18 protein-coding genes are annotated in these 21,389 nt (G+C 63.2%); 10 read left to right on the forward strand and 8 right to left on the reverse strand.

Annotation, left to right across the window (positions count from 1 at the left end):
* Nucleotides 1–391: 391 nt before the first annotated feature.
* The 10 genes from ACMLHG_RS04960 (at nucleotide 392) to ACMLHG_RS05005 (ending at nucleotide 13,547) form a co-directional block, all read left to right on the forward strand.
* Nucleotides 392–1,267 (forward strand): prepilin-type N-terminal cleavage/methylation domain-containing protein, encoded by an 876-nt coding sequence (locus ACMLHG_RS04960; protein WP_294433592.1) that lies wholly within the window; start codon nucleotides 392–394, stop codon nucleotides 1,265–1,267.
* 8 nt (nucleotides 1,268–1,275) lie between these two features.
* On the forward strand, nucleotides 1,276–3,003 hold the full coding sequence (locus tag ACMLHG_RS04965) for a right-handed parallel beta-helix repeat-containing protein (RefSeq protein WP_417169752.1): 1,728 nt from the start codon (nucleotides 1,276–1,278) through the stop codon (nucleotides 3,001–3,003).
* Nucleotides 3,000–4,502, forward strand: a complete 1,503-nt coding sequence (locus ACMLHG_RS04970) for a right-handed parallel beta-helix repeat-containing protein (protein ID WP_417169753.1) — start codon at nucleotides 3,000–3,002, stop codon at nucleotides 4,500–4,502. Before ACMLHG_RS04965 ends, ACMLHG_RS04970 begins: the two co-directional genes overlap by 4 nt.
* Before the next feature lie 157 nt (nucleotides 4,503–4,659).
* Nucleotides 4,660–5,115, forward strand: a complete 456-nt coding sequence (locus ACMLHG_RS04975) for a MarR family transcriptional regulator (protein ID WP_295808120.1) — start codon at nucleotides 4,660–4,662, stop codon at nucleotides 5,113–5,115.
* A 39-nt stretch (nucleotides 5,116–5,154) separates the two neighbouring features.
* Nucleotides 5,155–5,487 (forward strand): hypothetical protein, encoded by a 333-nt coding sequence (locus ACMLHG_RS04980; protein WP_295808117.1) that lies wholly within the window; start codon nucleotides 5,155–5,157, stop codon nucleotides 5,485–5,487.
* 224 nt (nucleotides 5,488–5,711) lie between these two features.
* Nucleotides 5,712–7,073, forward strand: a complete 1,362-nt coding sequence (locus ACMLHG_RS04985; RefSeq protein WP_417169754.1) for an SGNH/GDSL hydrolase family protein — start codon at nucleotides 5,712–5,714, stop codon at nucleotides 7,071–7,073.
* Between the two features lie 72 nt (nucleotides 7,074–7,145).
* Nucleotides 7,146–8,213 carry a glycoside hydrolase family 43 protein gene (locus ACMLHG_RS04990; RefSeq protein WP_417169755.1) on the forward strand — a complete coding sequence of 356 codons (1,068 nt, stop codon included), beginning with the start codon at nucleotides 7,146–7,148 and terminating at the stop codon, nucleotides 8,211–8,213.
* A gap of 241 nt (nucleotides 8,214–8,454) precedes the next feature.
* Entirely contained in the window at nucleotides 8,455–9,720 is a 1,266-nt protein-coding gene (locus ACMLHG_RS04995) for a hypothetical protein (protein WP_417169756.1), read from the forward strand.
* 1 nt (nucleotide 9,721) lies between these two features.
* Nucleotides 9,722–10,426 carry a DUF1559 domain-containing protein gene (locus ACMLHG_RS05000; RefSeq protein ID WP_294433577.1) on the forward strand — a complete coding sequence of 235 codons (705 nt, stop codon included), beginning with the start codon at nucleotides 9,722–9,724 and terminating at the stop codon, nucleotides 10,424–10,426.
* A 19-nt stretch (nucleotides 10,427–10,445) separates the two neighbouring features.
* Nucleotides 10,446–13,547: a hypothetical protein gene (locus ACMLHG_RS05005; RefSeq protein WP_417169757.1), complete on the forward strand. Its 3,102-nt coding sequence runs from the start codon at nucleotides 10,446–10,448 to the stop codon at nucleotides 13,545–13,547.
* Nucleotides 13,548–13,651: 104 nt separating this feature from the next.
* Here the strand turns inward: ACMLHG_RS05005 and ACMLHG_RS05010 are convergent, their stop codons facing one another.
* From ACMLHG_RS05010 to hisC, 8 genes are all read right to left on the reverse strand, one after another.
* Nucleotides 13,652–14,377, reverse strand: a complete 726-nt coding sequence (locus tag ACMLHG_RS05010; RefSeq protein WP_417169758.1) for a ThiF family adenylyltransferase — start codon at nucleotides 14,375–14,377, stop codon at nucleotides 13,652–13,654.
* The gene (locus tag ACMLHG_RS05015; protein ID WP_417169759.1) at nucleotides 14,374–15,000 is read right to left on the reverse strand and encodes a TatD family hydrolase; all 627 of its coding nucleotides are present in this window, start codon (nucleotides 14,998–15,000) and stop codon (nucleotides 14,374–14,376) included. Before ACMLHG_RS05015 ends, ACMLHG_RS05010 begins: the two co-directional genes overlap by 4 nt.
* A gap of 4 nt (nucleotides 15,001–15,004) precedes the next feature.
* Complete coding sequence (gene ruvC / locus ACMLHG_RS05020; protein ID WP_294433564.1) at nucleotides 15,005–15,514, reverse strand: crossover junction endodeoxyribonuclease RuvC; 510 nt, start codon at nucleotides 15,512–15,514, stop codon at nucleotides 15,005–15,007.
* A 90-nt stretch (nucleotides 15,515–15,604) separates the two neighbouring features.
* Nucleotides 15,605–16,351, reverse strand: a complete 747-nt coding sequence (locus tag ACMLHG_RS05025; protein WP_294433562.1) for a hypothetical protein — start codon at nucleotides 16,349–16,351, stop codon at nucleotides 15,605–15,607.
* Nucleotides 16,348–18,288, reverse strand: coding sequence for a hypothetical protein (locus ACMLHG_RS05030; protein WP_417169760.1), 1,941 nt, complete (start codon nucleotides 18,286–18,288; stop codon nucleotides 16,348–16,350). Before ACMLHG_RS05030 ends, ACMLHG_RS05025 begins: the two co-directional genes overlap by 4 nt.
* Nucleotides 18,289–18,297: 9 nt before the next feature.
* Nucleotides 18,298–19,320: a hypothetical protein gene (locus ACMLHG_RS05035; protein WP_294433557.1), complete on the reverse strand. Its 1,023-nt coding sequence runs from the start codon at nucleotides 19,318–19,320 to the stop codon at nucleotides 18,298–18,300.
* A 65-nt stretch (nucleotides 19,321–19,385) separates the two neighbouring features.
* Nucleotides 19,386–20,183, reverse strand: coding sequence for a hypothetical protein (locus tag ACMLHG_RS05040; RefSeq protein WP_417169761.1), 798 nt, complete (start codon nucleotides 20,181–20,183; stop codon nucleotides 19,386–19,388).
* Nucleotides 20,184–20,195: 12 nt separating this feature from the next.
* On the reverse strand, nucleotides 20,196–21,260 hold the full coding sequence (gene hisC, locus ACMLHG_RS05045) for a histidinol-phosphate transaminase (RefSeq protein ID WP_417169762.1): 1,065 nt from the start codon (nucleotides 21,258–21,260) through the stop codon (nucleotides 20,196–20,198).
* Nucleotides 21,261–21,389: the final 129 nt, after the last annotated feature.

Below are 21,389 nucleotides of genomic sequence, written 5' to 3' on the forward strand. Positions count from 1 at the left end.
ATCTGGCGCTGCCTGGATATGGGAAGTGTCCTCAGATGTTGTGGGACAGCATCTGACTCTGTCCGTATGCGAGGCGCTCCGGAACAGGCATATTTACCAGGATTCGCACAACTATAATCCAACTCAACGAAAAGGAAAAACAGGAAATGGGTAATTTTAAAAAACAATCAACTCAGGCTCAAATAGGGTGGTTAGAATGACGATTTCAAAGAATTATGGGACGGCACTGAAAAAATTTGAATTTTTTTTGCTTTTCTTCTTGCATTTGGAAACGTTTTTTGTTATAATATCCGATGTAAATGGGAACGTTTTCACAAAATGAGTTTCAGCACAGGCTCCTGCCGGCGGTGCATGCCGGAGGGCGGAGCGGCAAAACCGGGAGGAAAAGAAAATGTGGATGGAGCAGGAACTCCTGCGCGGCGGAAGAGGGCGCGTCGAATCGGCGGAACTCTTCCCGTTTCAGGCGGCCGGGCGACGCGGTGGAAGGAGGGCGGTGAAGGGCGGATTTTTTACTTTGATTGAACTCCTCATTGTAATTGCGATCATCGCGATTCTGGCGGCGATGCTGCTGCCGGCGCTGAACAAAGCCAGGGACCGCGCCAAGGCGATCAGCTGCACCTCCAACAAGAAACAGGTGCTGCTCGCGGAAAGCTCCTACGCCGCCGACTACAACGGCCACATCGTGATGAAAGCGGAGTCCGGCAAGAGTTTCGTGCCGTTCAACGTCCTGCTGTCGAACGCCTCCTACGACGCTCAGAATCTGCTCGGGCGGGCCTACGTGCCGTGGGCGGTGATGACCTGCCCCGCCAACAACGTCCCTGCGGAGTATGACAAGGCGGTTCCGACCCAGCGTTACTGGGGCAGCTACGGTGCCTGGATGAACAATTCGGCGAACGAGGACTGTTCACGCATCGCCACATTCGGGAAATGCTGGGCGCAGGGGCCGGGGAATCTGACGATCACGATCGTCTCCCACAAGGTGAAGAATCCGGGCAGCTTCTTCTACCTGGCCGACACCGTCTGCGCGATCGACAGCGGCGACGAGTACCGCTTCGGGAAGGGGTACTACTACTGGGCGCCGGACTACCTCAAGGCAAGAGATCAGGCCAATACCGGCATCTGGCTGGCGCACTCCGGTCAATGCGTGGTCGGCTTCGTGGACGGCCACACGGAAAGCATGGGCGGTCCGGAACTGGTCGGCTCCCGCGTGAACGTCGATGTCTACTACACCCGGGATCTCACGCGCGTCGTGGCAAAAAACAACTGAGGAACATCATGAAACAGCTCTTCTGCCGACTTCTCGCCTGCACCTGCTCTCTGCCGCTGCTGCTTTCCGGGGCGGACTGGGCCGAAACCATCCGGCCGGTTCTCGCCGGGAAGGTGAAATATCTCAAGCTGGAAAAGAAGATCTACCGCACCGACCGCCGGACCACGATCACCGGATTGAAGGACGTCACCATCGACGGCAACGGCGCCACGCTGCTGATGAGCCGCAAGGATCACATTTTCAAAATCGAGGATTGCACCAACTTCACCATCCGCAATCTGACGCTCGATTTCGACCCGATGATTTTCACGCAGGTGAAGATCACCCGGATTTCCGCGGACGGCAGAACCATCGAATTCGAGGTGGAGAAGGGATATCCGGATCTGGTTCCGGACCTGATCGCCAACGAGAGTCTCGAAGTCTTCCTGCCGGACGGCACACTCCGCACCGATCTGGGGCGCCTCTCCGGGAAACCGGAGATTCTCACGCCGCGCCGCGGCAGGATGCGGGTCCGGTTGTCCGGAACCGCCCCGCTCCGCCTCGGCGACCGCATTCCGATCGGGCGGCGCTTCGCCAACGTCATCCAGACCGTCGGCGGGCGGGGACACACGTTCGAAAATCTCACCATCCACGGCAGCGGCTGTTTCGCCATCGGCATGCGCTACAGCGCCGGCGATGACCGGATTCTCCGCTGCCGCGTGATTCCCGGTCCCCGGCCGGAAGGGGCGGAGACCGACCGCATCCGCTCCACCAACGGCGACGGATTCAACATCTCCTTCGCCAGAAACTATCCGCACATCATCGGATGCGAAATCCGGAACAGCAACGACGACTCCATCAACTTCCACGCGGGAGCGGTCATGCGGCTGATTCCGCTGGAGAAGGAGAACGGAACGTTCCGAATCATCCGCCCCTTCGCCGCCGCGTCCGAGCGGATGACCGCGCTCTTTCCGCCGGGGGATACCGCACTGCTGCTGCGCCGCGACCTCGGTTTCGCACCGGTCGGCAAGGTTACCGTCATCGCCTGCGCCGAATCGGACTACCAGGCGACGATGGAGGAGCTGGCCGCCGGGTTCGACCGGGCGAAGTACAAATCGAAACACCAGTGGATTCCCACCGCGTACGACATCCGGCTGGATACCGGCGCTCTGCCGCTGGAGGGCGATCTCTACCTGCAGCCGCTCCCCAACGGCCGCCCCTTCCGGATCGCGGAGAACTACTTCCATGACCACCGGGCCCGCGGCATGCGGATCATGGTTCCGGACGGCGTCATCGAAAACAACACCATCGAGCGGGTCACCGATGCGGCGATTTCGCTCGGCGCGGAGTTCGAATACTGGAACGAGGCCGGCTGGGTGGAGAATGTCATCATCCGCAACAACGTAATCCGCAATGTCGGCAAGGCCTCGATTCCGCGCGCGGACTCCTACGTCTGCGGCGCCATCTGCAGTTTCGTCCACCTGAAGGAGTACCGGAAGATCCCCCGGGGACACGCCCGGCTCTCCATCCTCAACAACCGGATCAGCGACTCCCCCGGCGCCGGAATCGCCCTCTGCGCCGCCCGCGATTCGGTCATCTCCGGCAACATCATCGAGAATACGGCATACGGTGCGACGGTTCCCGGCAGCCGGTTCGGATTCCGCGGTCTCAAGCCGATCTGGCTGATCGAGAGCGAAGGGATCACCGGGAAAAACATCGTCGACGGAAAAGAGTGGAACATCGAGGTGCGGAAATGAGACGGATTCTTCCCTCCCTTTCTGCCGGCCTTCTGCTGCTGCCGCTGCTTCTCCCGGGGGCGGAGACCATTCACGTCAACAACCTCACCGGCAGCGACGACGGGGACGGCTCCCGCGAACACCCTTACGCGACCCTCTACAAAGCATGCCGGATGGTCCCGGTTTCCGGCCGGATCGAAGTGACCAACACCGGGAAGCCGTATCAGATGCCCTACAAAGGCGCCGATGTCTCGCAGAGTTACGGCTACCGGCTGTTCCGGGGCGGCACGCTGGAGAAACCGCTGATTGTGGAGGGCAACGGCGCCACGATCAGCGGACTGGCGGTTGTTCCGGCGGAGGCGTGGAAAGCGGTTCCTGAAACGCGGCTCTTCCGGCTTCCCTTCTACCCGATGAGCAACCGGCTCAAGAACGACAAGAAGATCCAACACTGGCTGGAGGTGCCGCGTATCTGGTTCGTCGATGGCGGTGCCGCGCCGAACTGCCGCGACCGGGAGGAGCTGCTGAAGACGCCGGGCGGATTTCAGTGGAACAAGGCGGAGAAGCTGGTCTACTTCCACCTCCCGGAGGGGAAGCGCCTCGAAGAGCTGCGGATTGAACTCCCGGCCAACTATGGATTCTACATTCATGCGAGCCACACGATCGTGCGCAACTTCAACTGCATCTTCAGCGTGAACGACGGTTTTGACGCCGACGGTTCTCCGCAGAACAGCAGCTATATCAACTGTCTGGCCTACGACAACTGCGGACAGGGATTCTCGTGTCACCGGACCAGTTCCATCCGTTACATCGGCTGCGGCGCGATCCGCTGTGCGTCGAGCAACGTCTGCAATGTCAACAGCTCCCATGCGGAGTATGTCGACTGCGTCTTTCTCGACAATGCGTTCGAGAGCAATGTTTCGCTCTACAACGAAGCGACGGCGCGCTTCGTCAACTGCTTTTTCTCCGGCGGGAATTCGGAGGAACCCATCGTGCAGGAACACGCCTCGCAGTTCACCTTCCTTCACTGCGTAATTCAGGGGAGCCGGGATCTTCCGTTGCTGCGCTGCCGCAGCGGCAGCGTGAATTTTTATCAGTGCACCCTGTCGCAGGCCCGGTATCTGGCCGACTTCTCGGCCGGCTGGAGCCGGACCTGCGCTTCGATGAAGCGGTGCGTGGTGAGCGGCATGAAAAATGGAATTGCAAAACTCCCGGCGACTCCCTATCCGCGTCTGCAGTTCGCGGACAACCGGTTTTCCCCCGCCTTTTACATATATGAAAAGAGGGCGGAAAAGATCGGCGGCCCGGTTCTGCGGAAACTGCGGGTTGACGCCGATTCCCGCGGCGAACTCATCCGCCCGGGCGGACTGCGCAATGCGGAGTGCACCGGGAGCGACGGATACGGCGCCGGAAAACTCTCTCCGACCGTCCGCAAGGTGTACGACCGGCTGGTGAACTTCACCGCGACTCCGGCGGGCCTGGTTCCCGCCGGGAAGGCGGGCGCTCCGGCCGGAGCGCTCTGATCTCCGGTTCAAATCCATTCTCCCTCAGCCCTCGCCGGTGCGGTTCCGGCGGGGGCAATTCATTCTAAAAAAATATAAAAAGCAAATTGGGAGGTTGAAATATTTCTATATCGAAATATATTATATCGTAATTTAAAAAGAAGATGGAGGGCGCGCTGTGGAGCGGAAAATCGGCATGCTGATCACGCTGACCAGACAGCATATCAGCCGGCTGCTGGAAAAGATGCTCGCGGAGTACGGCATCGATGAATTCAACGGCCCGCAGGGGCGGATTCTCTACGTGCTGTGGGGGCGGGACTCCATTTCCATCCAGGAGCTCGCCAACGGAACCGGGCTGGCGAACGCCACGCTCACCAGCATGCTGGACCGCATGGAGCGCAAGGAGCTGGTCCGTCGCCGTCCGGCTCCCGGAGACCGGCGGAAGACGCTGATCGCCCTGACGCCGAAAGCGCGTGCGCTGGAGCACGAATATCAGGCGGTTTCGGAGCGGATGAACGAACTGACCTGCCGGGGGCTGTCGGAAGAGGAGTGCCGCCGGCTGGAGGCCGCTCTGGAACGGGTGCTCGACAATGTCCGGGAAGCGGAACAACGGCTGAACCGGCCGGAAAAATAAAACGTGCAATCACGGAGGTCGAAAATGGAAAAACAGGAAATGAAACAGATTGTTCTGGAGATGATCGCCGCTCCCTCCTGCTGTCAGGAGCTCAAAGATGCCGCGCAGAAGTGGCTCGATGCCGCTGATCCCGCGGCGAAGAAGGCGGCGGCCGATGCGCTCGTTCTGGAGTTGAAGGACGACGTCGCTCCGATCGGGCACGTCATCGAGTTCTTCGAATCTCCGCGCGGGAAACAGAAGTTCGGCGAGGAGCGGGCCGCCGCGATGGCCGCGCACGCCCGCGAAGTGCAGGCGAAGGGGGGCAAGTGGTGCGACTGCCCCGCCTGCAGCGCCGGACGGAAGATCCTCGACAATGCCGCTCTGCTCATCTAAGCGGAATGGTTCCGAACGCGCCCTGTTCGCGGGGCGCGTTTTTTTTCGATGCTCTGCCGGTGGGGAATTTCCGCTTACGGGCTTTTCCCGGCTCTCGGGCGGCGAAGCAACTTGGGCCGGCCGGAAAGTTGCCGCGGCGCTATTGTATTTTCCGCAACAGCGCCTATAGTAATCCGGAGTGCAACTTTGCTGTCCGAAGAATGTACAAATTGGAGGTATGGGCAATGCGTGGAGTTTCAACACTCTGTCTGGTGGCGCTGCTGATGGGGGCGGCGGTGACGGAAATCGCGGCGGCGCCGGTACAGGTCCGGGATTGGAACAAGGTGGAGATCCGCAAGCCGGTCGATTGGTGTGTCCGCAGCGGTCTGCCGAATTTCAATAAAAAACTGCGTGCGGGGAAACCGGTCCGCATCGCCTACTTCGGCGGCAGCATCACCGCGCAGAACGGCTGGCGGCCGCAGAGCCTGGAGTACTTCCGCTCGCTCTCCCCGAGCCGGAAAGTCGATGAGATCCACGCCGCGATCGGCGGAACCGGGTCCGAACTCGGCGCCTTCCGGCTGGAGCAGGATGTGCTCCGCCACAAGCCGGACCTGGTGTTCGTGGAGTTCGCGGTCAACGATGCCGGGACATCGCCCTACCGGATCCGGCAGTCGATGGAGGGGATCGTCCGCCATATCTGGAAGGTTCTGCCGGAGACCGACATCTGCTTTGTCTACACGGTGACTGCGTCCAACATCCCCGACCTGCTGGCGGGCCGGGCGAAGCGTTCGACCAGCACGATGGAGGAGATTGCCGACTACTACAACATCCCCTCGGTCAGCTTCGAACCGGAGATCGCCCGGCTGGTGAAGGCGGGCAAACTGGTGATGCAGAGCAGCGACCAGGGGCTGACTCGGGTTTCGGGCGACGCGCTGAATCTGGATTCGGACATCGCGGTGGATAAAGACGGGAAGATTCCCTTCTCGAAGGATGGGGTTCACCCCTACCTGAACACCGGCCACGTGCTCTACACCGGGGTGCTCAAGCGGGCGTTCCCGAAGATTGCCGAAGCGGGGAAGCCGGGGCCGCATGCACCTCTGCCGGCGCCGATGGTCAAGGACAACTTTGAAAACGCGGTCATGCTGCCGCTGGATCGGAAAGAGGTTACATTCTCCGGGCCGGTGGAGAAACTTCCGCTGAATCAGGCTCCGGCAAAACTCTTTCAAAACCGCGCGCCCGGCTGTGTCAAGCTCTCGCCCGGCGGTACGATGGAGTTCAAATTCAAGGGGACGAAACTCAATCTCTACACCCTGCTCGGGCCCGGCTGCGGCGTTCTGGAAATCACGCTCGACGGGAAGAGCTTTCCGCGGCGTCTCATCGACCCCTACTGCACCTACTACCGGCTGAACACGGTCGCCGTGGGGACGAATCTCGATCCGGAAAAGGTTCACACGGTCAAAATCCGTTTGCTGGATGAGAAGCCGGACAAGCGTGCCATCCTGTTCGAGCGGAACCGCCCCGATTTCGACAAAAATCCGGCGAAATACCAGCCGATCGACGCCTACATCGGTGCAATTCTGCTGGTCGGGGAGCTGGTCGGGCAATGATTCCGGAAACGGAATGTGGCGGACGCGTCTGGCCGTAGACTGTAACATATAAAAGAAAGACGGGCTTTTCTGATGAAACGATATCGAAACCGCGAGCTGTGGCCGGATGACCACGGCGTGCACATCAACGCTCACGGCGGCGGCCTCCTCCGCCACGACGGCTGGATCTACTGGTACGGCGAACACAAGATCGCGGGGCGCGCCGGCAACCGAGCCTGGGTGGGGGTGCACGTTTACCGCACCCGGGATTATTCCCGCTGGGAGGATCGCGGCATCGCGTTCGACATCCGCGGCGGCGAAGCCGGCGGCTTGAAGCCGGGAGAGTGTGTGATCGAACGGCCCAAGGTGCTCTGCAATGCGAAGACGAAGAAATTCGTGATGTTCTTCCACTGCGAAACCGACGGAAAATACAGCGACGCCAAGGTGGGAATTGCGCTGGCCGACCATCCGGAGGGACCGTTCGCGCTGCTCAAAATCGAACGCCCCTCCATCGGTCGCTGGCCGGAAAACACCCCGGAGGAGCTGAAAAATCCAAAACGGATTGCCTTCACGCGGTCACAGCCGCCGGTGTCGAACGGCGAAAATCCCCGCACGAAAGAGCTGAGCATCGTCGGCGCCGATCTCCCGATCGGGCAGCAGAGCCGGGATATGACCCTGTTTCAGGATGAGGACGGCCGTGCTTATCTGATCCACTCCTCGGAGGCGAACAGCACGCTTCATATCGTGGAACTGGATGAAACTTTCACCCGGCTCGACGGCCCCTGTCACCGGGCGTTCCCCCTGCGCTGGATGGAGGCTCCGGTGGTGTTCCGGCATGGCGGGCGCTACTATATGATCTGTTCCGGCTGCACCGGCTGGGCGCCCAACGCCGCCCGGAGCGCGGTGGCCGACCGGATCGAAGGGCCGTGGACCGAACTCGGCAATCCCGCCCGGGGTGAAGGGGCGGAGACGACCTTCGGCACCCAGGGCACCTTCGCCTGGGAGGAGCAGGGGCGAATCTTCTTCCTTGCGGATGAATGGCGTCCGGAGAATGCGATCGACGGCCGCTACGTCTGGCTTGAGGTCACCTGGGAGGGGGAACTCCCGGTTCTGCGCGACAGCGAAAACGTTCCGCTTCCGCTGGATCCTCTGCGGGCGTGACGCGGCGGCGGCGCGGTCATGCGCCGCCGGCCGAACAGCCGCCTCCCGCTTCCCTTGTTTTCTACCTCCCCGGCAGGAGCGCTCTTCTCGCCGGCCTGCCGTCGATAATTGGACACCGTCTACAAAATTGCAAAAAGTTTGAAAATAATCAATTGTGCTATTGACTTTTTGATTTTAACCGGGTATACTATAAGCAGAGTGGACATTGTCCAAAATAGAAATCCGAAAAGGAGCCGGGGCGATGAAATTATTCTGTCTCTTGTTGGCCGGTGCAATTGCCGCGACTGCTGTGGCGGCGGACTTTTTCCGCCCCGGGTTCGATGACGGGAAGGATCTTCCCGCCGACCGGATCTATCCGGCCGGGAGAATTTTCCCGTTCACCGGTTTCTCTCCCGCCAGTGTCGCCGCGACGGCGAAGGCGGGCTTTTCGATGGCCGGCCCGGTCTACAGTGACGGCCAGATGCGCAAATTGAAGGCCGGCTCCGAACTGCTTCCGATCGTCTGGCCGCTCCGCGCCGTCGACGGCAGAACTACGCTTACCCGCAAACTTCTCGACAACCCGAATCTGGACCTTGAACCGTACGTCGAGTCGATCGAAAAACAGGTGCGCAAGTCCGCTTCCAACCCCAATATCGCCTGGTGGTATCTGATGCCGGAAGAGCTCCGCCCGTGGCGGAAACTCGACATGGAGTTCCTCCATCGCGCCGTCGCCGCCATCCGCAACAACGATCCGGAACGGCGGCCGGTCTGGATGTACCTGCCCAACCATTACAATGCAGAACAGCTCCGCCCCTTCGCCGCCGAGCTCGATATCATCGGCAAGGGGATGTATCCTTCGCAGTTCGACAAGGAGCGCGAACGGGTTTGGTGCCGCTGGTCGATGGAGAGCGAAACCGAGGCGATCCGGCAGGCCGGGAGCCGTTCGATTCCGATTGCGGTGGTCGAGATGTTCCGCCAGCCCTCTTCGGAGATGCTCACGAGAGTGGAATCACTCGTGCGGCACGACATCTATCTTGCGCTGATTTCCGGAGCGAAAGGAATCGCCGTCTTCTCGCTGGCGGAACGGTCGGGGTTCTCCGCGCATCCGCGGTATTTCGACGCCTATGCTTTCGAAGCCGGCCGGCTGGGCGGACCGGAGGGAATCGGCCAGATCTTCCTCTTCGGCCGCCCGATGAACGACCTCAAGGTCAAAATCGTCAAAGGGCCGGAGCGGCTGAAAACCACTCCCATCCCCCGCAAAGAGGAGGTGCGTGAATATCCTTCGATCGCGTTTGCGGAACTGGGCTGGCGCGACAACCATGTGCTGGCGCTGGTCAACTCCTCCGACGATACGCAGGTGACGGTGGAGATTTCCGGACTGCCCGCCGAGCCGGTCCGGATTACCGATCTAATTACCAATCAGGAATATGACCGGACCAGTTCCGGCACGTTCCAGAACATTATTTCACCCTATCAAGCCGTCTGTCTGAAGTTCAACCGGGAAAACTCAACCAGAGGAGAAAAGTAACATGTTGAAACGCAAGACATTCACCCTCATCGAACTCCTGATCGTGATCGCCATCATCGCCATTCTGGCCAGCATGCTGCTGCCGGCGCTGAACCGGGCGCGGGCCCGGGCGCGGGCGATCTCCTGCTCCGGAAATCTCCGGCAGATCGGCCTTGCCGCCAACACCTACATGCAGGACTACAACTTCTGGTATCCGGCCGGGCAGGACGGCTCGTTGAACACCGCGGGAAACCATTACTCCTGGATGCTCGCTTTTGCCAAGAACAACTATCTGCCGTTCAGCAAGATCTACTTCTGCCCGGAACTTCTCCCCGCCAGCACCGACATCACGGAGTGGACCAAGGGGTATGGTTCGCTCTACGGCGACAAGAACAACGGCGTCAACCATTTTAACCTGAAAAAGTACCGTTCTTCCGGATTCAGCAAGATCGGCATGGTCGGCTGCTCGAAGAATCCGCGCAAGGAGGGGAACGAAAATGCCTACCGGCTGCTGACCACCTCCACCTCCAGCGGGGATTACGGGTATCCCTATCTCATTCACAACAACCGTGCCAACATGGCGTTCTTCGACGGGCACGTCAACAACATCGGTACCGGCGTCTTCGCCTCCGACATCCGCTGGATCAACAACCAGGGGGTGCTGGGGAAGATCCGCCGGGTGCTGACTCCGGCGGCCACCGAGCCGCTGTCGCTGGACACGCTTTGATTTGCGGAGGAGGTGCATCATGCCGATTCTCCGACGGATTCTGCGGGCCGCCGCTCTGCTGACTCTGGCGGCGGGCTCCGGCCTTGCCGCCGCCGAACCGGTCGCACTGCCTGCACCGGAATGGATCGCCGTCTCCGGCGACTGGAAGATCACCGACGGCCGGATTGCCGAACTCTCCGACGGTGTCGCGCCGGGGGACCGGCCGCTCTGGAGCACCGCCGGGTCGCCCGCCTGGAAGAACTACCTCTTCCGGGCGCGGGTTTCGACGGCGGACGGAGTCGGTTCGCTCTATCTTGCGGCGCGCTGGCGCAATCAGGACAACTGTTATGCCGTGCGTTACTCCGACCCGCACCGGGTGCTGGAACTGCTCCGGATTGTCGACGGGCGGGAGACGGTGCTGGCCAGAGCCGAGGGCGCGGGCGAAGCCTCCCCGCAGAAACAGCCGCTGGAGCTGTCGATCCGGGTCGAAGGAAACCGGCTGACCGCCAAGGCGGGCAAGGTGGAGCTCTCCGCCGTGGCCGACGCCTTTTCGTCCGGCGCGGTGGCGGTGGGAACCAGCCACCGGCAGGGATTTTTCGACCGGTGCGAAGTGGAACTTCTGCCGGAGAAATCGCCGGCGCGTGAGCTGGTGATCGAGCCGAAGTTCCGCCGTCGGGTCTTCCGGCCGGAAGAGAAGGAGATTCCGCTCGTGTTCCGTGTGCTCAACCCGACCGGGGAGACGATTTCCGGCGCGGAGTTCCGGATGCGGATTGACGCTGCTCTGCCGGAGGAGAAGTGGAAGCTCCCGGCTCTGGTGCCGGGGAAGGCGGCGGAGGTGAAACTGTTCTTTCCGGCGGGTTCCCTGCGGAGCGCCGACTACGCGGTTTCTTGCGAGGTCGTTTCGGCGGAGGGGAAGAGTCTCGCCGCCACCGAACTTCTGCTTTCGGTCGTTCCGCCGGAGAATCCGGCTCGTTTCCCGCTGCTGCTCTGGGACGGCATCGACTCCGGCGAAGAGCTGGCCCGGCTGGGATTCACCGCCTCGGCGGTGCCGTCGTTCTTCTTCGTCTCCGGGTTCGCTCAGGAGAAGGAGAAACAGCTCGAGCGCACCCTCGCCGCCGTCGAGCGCAACGAGGAATATCTGCGCAACGGCGTCGCTTCTCTGCTCAAGATCGACACCCGGCGCTACTGGGATAAAAAACAATTCGCCGATCTTCTGATGAAAAACGCGTCCGGCAAGCTCCAGCTTTCCGGCGACATCTGTCACAACCACCCCGCCTACCGGCGCGCGCTGGAGGAGTCGCTTGAAGCGCTCGGCCGCCGCCTGGAAGGCTCCCCTGCGGTGCGGCTGCTGCTCTTCGACTCCGAGACGGAGAACGAGGAGCGCAAGCTCTTCCAGTGCTTCCATCCGGAATGCCTCGCGCTGGCGAAACAGGCGGGATTCGACCCGCTTCCGGCCGGCGTCAACCGGGTGTGGGGCATGGTCGGCGCCTCGCTCTACGGAAAGAAGAACCACCCTGCCGTACTGCCGGACCATTCGCCGGAGTTTGATTTCATCCGCTGGTGGTGGCTGAACGGCTCCGGCTTTGTGGAGAGCCGGGCGCGGGCGGCGGAGATTTTGAAGAAGCACCTCCCGGAGGCGCGCACCTTCCACGACCCGATTCTGCGCAATCCGGCCTTCCTCGGCCGCGACCGGGGGATGGATTTCGTCAGCCACTGGACCTACACCAATCCGAGTCCGCTTGCGGTGCTCGAAAACATCGACGAGATGGAGGCCGCCGTCGGCGGGAAGAAGCCGGTTGTGCCCAATCTGCAGCTCTTCTGGTACACCAACGAGGTGGTGGGCGAACTCACTTCATCGGCCGACAAAAAGAAGGCGGCCGAAGAGGCTGCCTCTTTCGTCGAAGCGCGCGACGCGATCCATTTCGGGCGCTTCATGACCATTTCGCCGGACCATCTGCGCGAGGCGCTCTGGCTGGCGCTCTCCCGCCCGGTCGAAGCGATCATGCTCGACGGCGGCAGTGCGATCAGCACCACGCCGGGCACCTACGCCGCGACCAATCCGGATACGGCCGAGGCGCTGGCGGAGTTCTCCGACCGGGTTCTGCGTCCTTACGGGCCGATGCTGCGGAAGATGACCGGTTCTCCGGCGCGGGTGACGATGCTGCAGTCGGTCTACAGTTCGCTCTACGGGCGCACCGGGAACTACGGCAACGCCAACCGGATTTTCGCCGACGTCTACAACAGCGCCATCCTCGCCCAGCTCCAGCCGCGGATTCTCTACGAGGAGTCGCTGGGCGAACTGGAGAAGTTCGAAGTTCTGCTGGTGCCGGACACCCGTTTCCTGAGCGAAAGCGGATTTGCCGCGGTGAAGCGCTTTCTCGAGTCCGGCCGCACGGTGATCACCGACACGGGGTCGCGCATCCCGCTGGCCGGCATCGTGAAACTGCCGTTCGAAGAGACGGCGAAGCTCTCCGCCGCCGACCGGGAAGCGGCGTGGCGGCGCGGCGCGAAACTTCTGCGCAAGACTTTGGAGCAGAAAAAGTTCCATCGTCTCGTCTCATCGTCTTCCGACAATCTGGTCATCAGCCGCCGTCTCGGCGATGGAGATCAGGCGATCTTCCTCATCAACGACAGCCGGACAGCGGGCGATTACGTCGGCCGCTTCGGAAAGGTGCTGGAAGCCGGTGTGCCGCAGAGGGCTGAAGTGAAATTTTCTCCGGAACTCACGGCACCGGGGCGGGGGCTCTACGACGTGGCGGCGCGGCGAAAGGTCGTGCTGGAAAAGGGCGGTGCGGCGTTCTTCCTGCCGCCGGGCGGTGGACGGCTGCTCTATCTCGCCTCGGCGGAACTCACCGGGTTGAAGGCAAAGATCGCGCCGACGGTGCGTCGCGGAGAGAAAATCCGTCTCCGGGCGGAACTGCTGGCGGCGGGTCCGGTCAAGGGGACGCAGGCGCTCGAAGTGGAACTCCGCGATTCGGCGGGGCGGCGTCACGTTTCTTCGGGGTACTACTGCCTGACGAACGGAGTGTTCGAGCTGGAGATCCCCATCGCCCGCAACGACCGGGCCGGATACTGGACGGTGATTTGCACCGACCTGATCGCGGGGCACCGGGCGGAGGCGGCGTTCCAGGTGATGCCGTAACGGCTTCGACGAGAACGGGGCATCCCGCTCGTCGGAGGTGGAGCGCTCCCTCTGGGGGAACTTGTGTCTTCTGCCGGGACAATCTCTGCGAGGCGCGTGTCGGCTCAGAGCGCCCGGAGCACGACCGAGGCGCAGACGCAGCCGAAGATGGCCGGCAGATAGGAGACGGTTCCGACGGTGGAGTGGTGGTGCCCCGCTTCGTCTTTCCAGGCGAGGACCGCTTCCGGCGGAACGACTTCCGGGGAGAAGACGGTGCAGACTCCGCGGTTGACTCCGGCGGCGCGGAGCCGGGTGCGGACCGCGCGGGCGAGGGCGCAGCCGTGGGTCTTCGAAATATCCGCCACCTGGATCTGCGACGGATCGACCTTGCCTCCCGAACCCATCGAACTGATTACCGGGATATTGCGTTGAAGACAGCCGAGAAGGAACTCCAACTTCGGGGTCAGCGAATCGATCGCGTCGACCGCATAATCGAAACGGGTTTCCAGCAGGCGGCCGATTCCTTCGCCCTGGAGGAACTCCACCCGGGGGAGGAAGGTTCCTGAGGGGTTGATTTCGCGCATCCGTTCGGCGACCACCTCCGCTTTGGGGCGGCCGAGGGTCGAGGTGAGCGCGGGCAGCTGGCGGTTGCAGTTGGTCGGTTCGAAACGGTCGCCGTCGACGAGAGTGAGGGCGCCGACTCCGGCGCGGGCGAGCTGTTCGGCGGCGTAGGCGCCGACGCCGCCGACGCCGAGCACCAGCACGTGGGCGCGGCGGAAGTGTTCGAGTTTTTCCTCCCCGAGCAGGAGGCGGGTGCGTTCGAAACGGGACTGGTCTTCGGAATGGTTCATCGTTGCAGAAACTCCCTGAAATTGGCGTCGGTGACGGCGGCCAGCTGTTCCGCCGGACAGCCGAACACGCCGGCCGCGCGTTCGATCAGCTGCCCGACCGGTTCGGGGCGGTCGTCGGTTTCAAAGCCGATCCGGTCGAAGCCGGTCCGGCGGAGGTGTTCGACAAGCGGGGCGCGTTCCAGCGCCGCCGCGCCGAGCGAGAGGTAGAAGCCGTGCTTCCGGAGCTCCTCGCAAAGCTCCGGCGAACCGCGGAACCCGTGGAACAGTTTCCGCATATGCGGGTAGGGTTTCACGGCGGCGAGCAGTTCCGCCGTCGCGCGGACGCAGTGGAAGACCACCGGTTTCTCCTGTTCCGCGGCGAGGCGGAGCAGCCGGTCGAGCATCTGCTGCTGAACCGGAAACGCGGGGCCGCGCAGCCGGTCGAGGCCGACCTCGCCGAGGGCGGCGGCCCGCGCCAGGGCGGCGGCGAATTCTCGCGTCAGCTCCACCGGGTGCGACGGAAGCCGCCACGGATGAAATTCCAGCGACTCGAGCGGAAAACTCCCGAGCCGGTCCAGCCCGGTCGAGACCAGCGCGGCAGCACCGGCCGGCGGCGCCGAATGGGTGTGAAAGTCACTCGCCATGGGGTTACAGCGGCTTGCCCATCTTTTCGGCGAGGGCCGGGCGGAGCGCCAGCTGGGCGTGACAGACCGCGAGCGCGATGGCGTCGGTGGAGTCCAGCGGAATCTGTTCGATTTCGATGCCGAGTTCGACCGCCATGATCCGGGCGACCTGCTCCTTGGTGGCGCCGCCGTTGCCGACGGCGGACCGCTTGGCGGAGCGGGGGGAGTAGGCGTAGACGGGAATCTGCCGCTCCGCGAGGGCGGTCAGGATTGCGCCGCGCGCCATGCCGAGGATGATCGCGGTGGAGGCGTTCTTCCCCAGAAACGGCTCCTCGATCGAGGCGCAGTCGGGATGGAACGAGTCGACCAGCTCCCGGATTCCGCCGGCGAGCCGCCGCAGGCATTCGGTGTGCGGCAGCCGGGCGGAGTTGGCGATGACGCCGCAGTCGAGGATGGTGAAGCTTGCCGGATTGTCCGCCCGGATCACGCCGTAGCCGGTGGTCCGGATCGCCGGGTCGATGCCGAGAATAATCATGCCGGGAATTTCCTTGTCTGGTTGAATTTTCCCCATAAGATACCATGCTGGGGGCGGGAAATCAACCGGAACCGGGAAAAATTCCGCCGATCAGGCGAGGAGCCGGAGCGCCGCTTCGAGCTCCTCCTCGGAGAGCAGATCCCGGTTCCAGCCGCCCTGCATGATGACGTTGGGACAGCCTGGACTGATCTCCAGCAGCCGCGGCACCTTCAGCGCCTCGGCGACGGCGAAGAGTCCGGTCTGGTTGCCGATCGTCAGCGCCGCGCCGCGGATCAGCCGGGCCGCTTCGAGGAAGTCCCGGGTCGGCAGGTAGTCGCAGCGACAGACGCGGCCGGCGAACTCCCCGTACTCCTCCGGCGAGCCGAGGAAGAGCAGCCGGTCGCGGAAGCTCCGCAGCGAGAGCCACGAAAGCCGGTCGTTGCGGTAGCGGAACGACCGGAAGAGGACGATTCTCCCCTTCGCCCGCGGGTCCGGCTCGATGCCGAAGAGCCACGGCGCGGAGAAGTCGATCGGGTCGAAGAACTCCCGCCCGAGCAGGGCGAAGCGCCGGGCGAGGTCGCCGGAGCTGTGGCGGACCCAGGTGTGGTTCCCGGCGTCGAGGTTGACCGTCGCCTCCTCCGGGCGGTCGAACCAGACCGCGTCGATCCAGTGCTGACTGCGGAGCAGTGCGGCCAGCGCCTCGGCCGATTCGCGGGTGTAGAGCCGCCGGCCGGGGAGGATGTTCAGGTTGAACGCGGTCCGCTTGATGTTGTGCGTCCTCACGTGAGCCAGCGCGAACGGCAGGGCGTAGATCAGGTCGCCGACCTTGCCGGAGTGGCTGAAAATCGCTTCGCTCATGGCTTCGCCTTTCCCGGTTTCCGGACCAGCCCGAAATCCTCCTCCGAGTAGGGAAGGCCGACGGCGCGGGCGGCGGCGGCGTACTGTTCGGCGGAGTCGGCGTTGTGCCAGAGGAATCCTTCGCGGCTGGCGCGGCGGTCGGTGCCGAGCATCTCCTCCCAGCAGGCGTACCCCTGCTTGTCGCGCCCGAGCGGATGCGCGGTGCGCCACGCTTCGAACTCCGGGGAGAGCCAGCGTTCGGCGAGGAGCCGGGCGCGGTCGTGCAGGAACTTTTCGACAAAGATCCGCCTGCCCGGCGTCGCCTCGCGTTTCAGCTCCGGAATCAGCGGCGCCCAGGCCGGCACGTAGAGACCGAGACATTCGGTGCGGAACCCGTAATGGTAGCTGGTGGTGTAGCTCGAGAAGGTGACCGCGTTGGAGCGGCGGGCGAGGTCGAGCAGGCCTTCGCGCCAGCGGTTGCAGGCGATGAAGCGGCGGGAGAGTTTGACCAGAAGTTCGATTCCCTGTTCGCGGGCCCACTCCAGCCCGGCGGCGAAGATCTGCAGATCTCCGGCGTAGTGGCCGTGGTGCGCGGAGAGTTCGCGCAGTTCCACACCGTAACGGGCGCAGACTTCGGCGAGCGCGGCATCTCCGGAACAATCGTCCACCACCAGAGCCGGCAGTTCGTTGCCCCGGACCACCCAGTGAAGCCCGAGGTCGATATGCGGCGCACTGCCGCTGGTGCCGATCACGACGCCGATCCGGGTGCGGGAGCTGTAGAGATTGCGGGTGACCCCGTAGCGCTCGAAGCGGGAGCGGTCGGGGAAGCGGGTGCGCAGGAGCGAGAGAATGCCGCCTTCGACGCCGCCGTCGCTGAATCCGGCGAAGAGCTTCCCCTCCAGCGCCTTCGGGTCGACCTTCGGCGATTCGAAGGTCGCTTTGATCTGGCGCATCGGCAGCGGGTTGATGACGCCGTAGCGGTTGAGGTAGAGGGAGATGTAGCAGAGCCCGACCTCTTCGTAGAAGTTGAATTCCGACTCGAGCGCGAGATATTTCTCCCGCTGAAACCGCACCGGTGTGTGCGCCTCGTAGTTGACGGTGGGATATCCGGCGCGGCGGAGCGCTTCGCCGGTGTTCCGCAGCGAACGGTGCCAGACTCTCGCGTCGGGGGCGTTGGAGAAGTTGAGCAGATCGTCGACGCGGGCCACCACCGGCAGGTCGGCGGCGTCGAGGTCGTCGAGCAGCACGTTGTCATCCGCCCAGAAGATCACTTCACTGGAGATGCCCGGCGTCCGCAGTGCGGCGCAGATCGCGGCGTGGATGTTCATCTGCTTGCGGGGATACTGGTCGGAACAGCGGACGAAACGGTACCCGGAAAATCCCTCCGGCTCCCGGCTGGAGATCAGGTAGATGTCGCGGTAGTTGCGGAGATGTTTCTCGATCGAACGCAGGGCGATGCGCAGTTCGTCGTTCGCCTGTGCCGAACCGTCGGCCCGCAGTGGAAGGATGATGTCGATCGAACCCGGAACCGGCCGCGGGCCGGGCTGGAACTTCCGCCCCGGACTTTTCCACGGCGTGGCAGCGCTGCCCCCGGACTCGGAACAGCGACAGGGGGGAACCGCCGGCGGCGCGGCCGGTTCGCCCGCCATCGGTGCGGGCAGGGAGGCGGGCCGTTTCGCGACCACCTTCCCCAGCGTCTCGATGGCCTGAAGTTTCTCCTGCGTGATGGTGATTTCCAGCCGGTCCGGCGCGATCCAGAGGCGGACCTGCCGGACCAGGTTGGCGAGTTCGACGTCGATTCCGGTGAGCTGTTCCTGCGCCTCGTTGAGGTTGCCCAGGAGATAGAGGCGGTATTCGGGGGTATCGTATCCGGTCAGCATTTCGCGGGCGATGGCCGCCGCGCTCGCCAGATGTTTGACCGCGCAGTTGAGGCAGTTGTGCCGATTGATGGACTCCATGAAGATCTCCTACGGGTTGATATAGTTGCAGCGGGTTTTGGGATTTTCCTGCGCCCACTTCTCAGCAAGAGCGATTGCCAGAGCCTGTGTGGTGCAGCCGGGGGTGCGGATCTGCACCTCCCAGGTCAGTCCGGCTTCGGTGGTGTAGACGCCGGTGCGGATCGGTTTCTGTTCGCCGCCGGTGCCCATGTACCGCCAGTCCTCGCCGTCGAAAAGGCACTTGGTTACGCCGTACCAGTACCAGTCCTCGGAGGCGGAACTCTCGGAGCCCGAGGAGCTTGAGGCGCTGGAGGAAGAGCCGGAGCCGGAACTGGAGGACTCCGAGGAGTCGGAGTAGTAATTTTGAAAGGAGTCGGAGGAGGAGGAGTCCGACTGCATCGAGTTGCTGTCGGAATCCGTCGAGTCGGAGGTTTCGGAGTCGGAGTCCTCATGCTCACAGGCGCCGAGGATCACCCCGTGCGGCTCGCCGGAGTGCTGCTGGTGGATGGTGACCGCTCCGTTCGCCACCTTCGCCGTGGCGATCAGCAGAAAGAATTCGCACTCTTCCGGCTCCGGCATCTCCGGGGCCGCCTTGCATTTCGCGGTGATGTGGATCTTCTCCCAGATCGGGTCTTCGAATTCGTTGCGGCCGTCCTCCGCCGCGCCGAGGGTGACGTGAACGGAGAGGTAGATGACGCTCTCCCCCTCGTCAAGGTGAAGTCTGGCGCGCGGATTGATTTCGACGCGGTAGCGGCGCAGTTCCGGCTGTGCCGCCGTGCCGGAGTCGCTCATCTCCGGGTGAAAGATGTGATCGACCTCCACCATGCCGGCCAGGTAGTTGAGCTGCTGGTCCGCCGGAAGCGAACCGTCGACCACCCGGACCGTCGCCGATTTTCCGTCTTCGGATGTGGCTTCCGCGCGGACCGCGAGGTAGCCGGTGTAGAGGGTCACCGCCGCCGGAGAGGCGGAACTGCTGACGCGGTATCCGCGTTCGGTGCGCTCCACCGTCACGTTGCGTCCGGCGGTGATGACCGGCACAAAATCGTTCTGCATGCCATTGCTCCCCAAGTTGAAACAATTCCGTTTTTAACTGGAATTTTGTCAACCGGGGGAGGCGTTCAGCGGGAGAGCGGGAGCATTTCCGCCTCGTCGACGAGGTCGCGGAAATCTTTGGAGTCAATCCGTTTGAGGAACTCCGCCGCGTCGGCGGAGAGATTCTTCTTCCAGAGGAGCGCGCACCGGACCGCCAGCGGATATTTCCCGGCGGCGATCTCCGCCGGGGCGGGGCGCACCCCGTCAATGGCCGCGGTTTTTACCGTTACCGGAACCTCCGGCAGCAGCAGCCCGAAGGCGATCGCCTCGCTGTCCGCGCCGGCCAGCAGCAGAAGTTCGCGGCTCGAACCGACCCGGAAGATCCCTTCGGCCGGTTTCCTCTTGCCGAGACCGATCAGAGCTTCGGCCACGCCCGCGCCGTTCGCCCGCGGCTTCAGCCCGAGCCGGTGCATCTCCGTCGGGGAGCCGTTGTAGGCGGTCCACTCCGGCCGCTCCGCCGTCAGGATCGACGCGAGCTGTTCCCGGGTGAAGGTCACGGCCGGATTGTTGGTCGAGAGATAGACCGCCGCCGCCAATGCGGCGTAGAAGCGGCGCTCCCCGGCGAACGTGTCGGGAATCCGCGATTCCGCAACGAGAACGAAGTCCGCCTTGCCGGCCTCCAGCTGCCGGAGCGCTTCCTCCGGCGGGAGGGTTTCGATGCGGAATTCTCCGGAGCCTTTCTCCAGCCCCTGCAGCAGGGCGAGCTGCCGGACCGGCGCGCCGCCGCCGCCCGGCGCCGCATCGAGAATCCGGACCGTTCCGGCGGAGGCGGCCCAGAGCGCCGTTCCGGCGGCGAGGAGCGTCAGGAGGAGTTTCCGCATCATGGAGTTCTTTCCTTACCGGTTGCCGTAGAGCGGAGTGAGCACCGCCAGAAGCCGCGCCGTCTCTTCCGGCGTTCCGATGGTGATCCGCACGTAGCGGCCGGTCACCGGGCCGGAGAAGTAGCGCACGATCACCGCCGCCTCCCGCAGTTTGAGGAAGCAGCGCTGCCCGTCGCCATCCGGCGGAGCGGCGAAGAGGAAGTTGGTCTGCGAAGGCACCACGTCGAACCCCAGCGAGCGGAGCGCTTCGGCAAGTTCGCCGCGCGTCGCCCGGATCCGGGCGGCGTTCTCCTTCATGTACCGCTGGTCAGCAAAGGCCGCCCGGGCGAGCTCCTGCGTGAGCATGTCCAGATTGTAGGAGTCCTTGACCTTGAACATGCCGTGGATCAGCGCGGCATTTCCGACCGCGAAGCCGAGCCGCAGACCGGCCAGCGAGTAGCTCTTGGAGAAGGTGCGCGACACCAGCACGTTGTCGAACTCTTTGGCCAGCTCCATGCAGTTGTCGTCGGCGAAATCGGCGTAGGCTTCGTCGAAGAGCACCACGCCGTCGAAGCTCCGGCAGATCTCCCGCATGAATTCGAGCGGGAACGAATTGCCGGTCGGCGCGTTCGGCCGGGTGATGATCAGCAGATTCGCTTTCTCTGCCTGTTCGAGCAGATTCTCCGGCATGGTGAAGCCCGCCGCCGGGTCGAGGTCGATCCGGATGACCGGCGCTCCCTGCATTTTCGCCAGTTCCGGATAGAGCGAATAGGTCGGGTTGAGGCAGGCCAGCGGCCGGTCCGGAGCGGTGAAGCAGCGGAACGCCATGGTGAGGATGTCGTCGGAACCGTTTCCGGCGATGACGTTCTCCCGCTTCACGCCGAATTCCGCCGCGATGTCGTCGCGCAGGGCGTCCGCCATCGGGTCGGGGTAGCGCCGGAGCCGTTCATACGGGAAATTGGTCAGCACCTCCCGCACCTTCGGCGACGGCGGATAGGGGTTTTCGTTGGTGTTGAGCTTGACCAGATCGGCCATCTTCGGCTGTTCGCCGGGGACGTAGCCGGACATCGCGTCGATTTCGGGGCGGAAATAGGATTTCATCGCGGAGTGCTCCTGCATAAAATTGGCAAACAATTCCCTATAATATAACGCGCCGGCATGCAATTTACAACACTGCATTGCATGCCGGCGCGGTGGTAACTGCCGCGTTGCTGGACAGCTGGCGGAAGT

This window comes from Victivallis sp. (genome assembly GCF_048170485.1).
In the GTDB taxonomy this organism is placed as follows: domain Bacteria; phylum Verrucomicrobiota; class Lentisphaeria; order Victivallales; family Victivallaceae; genus Victivallis.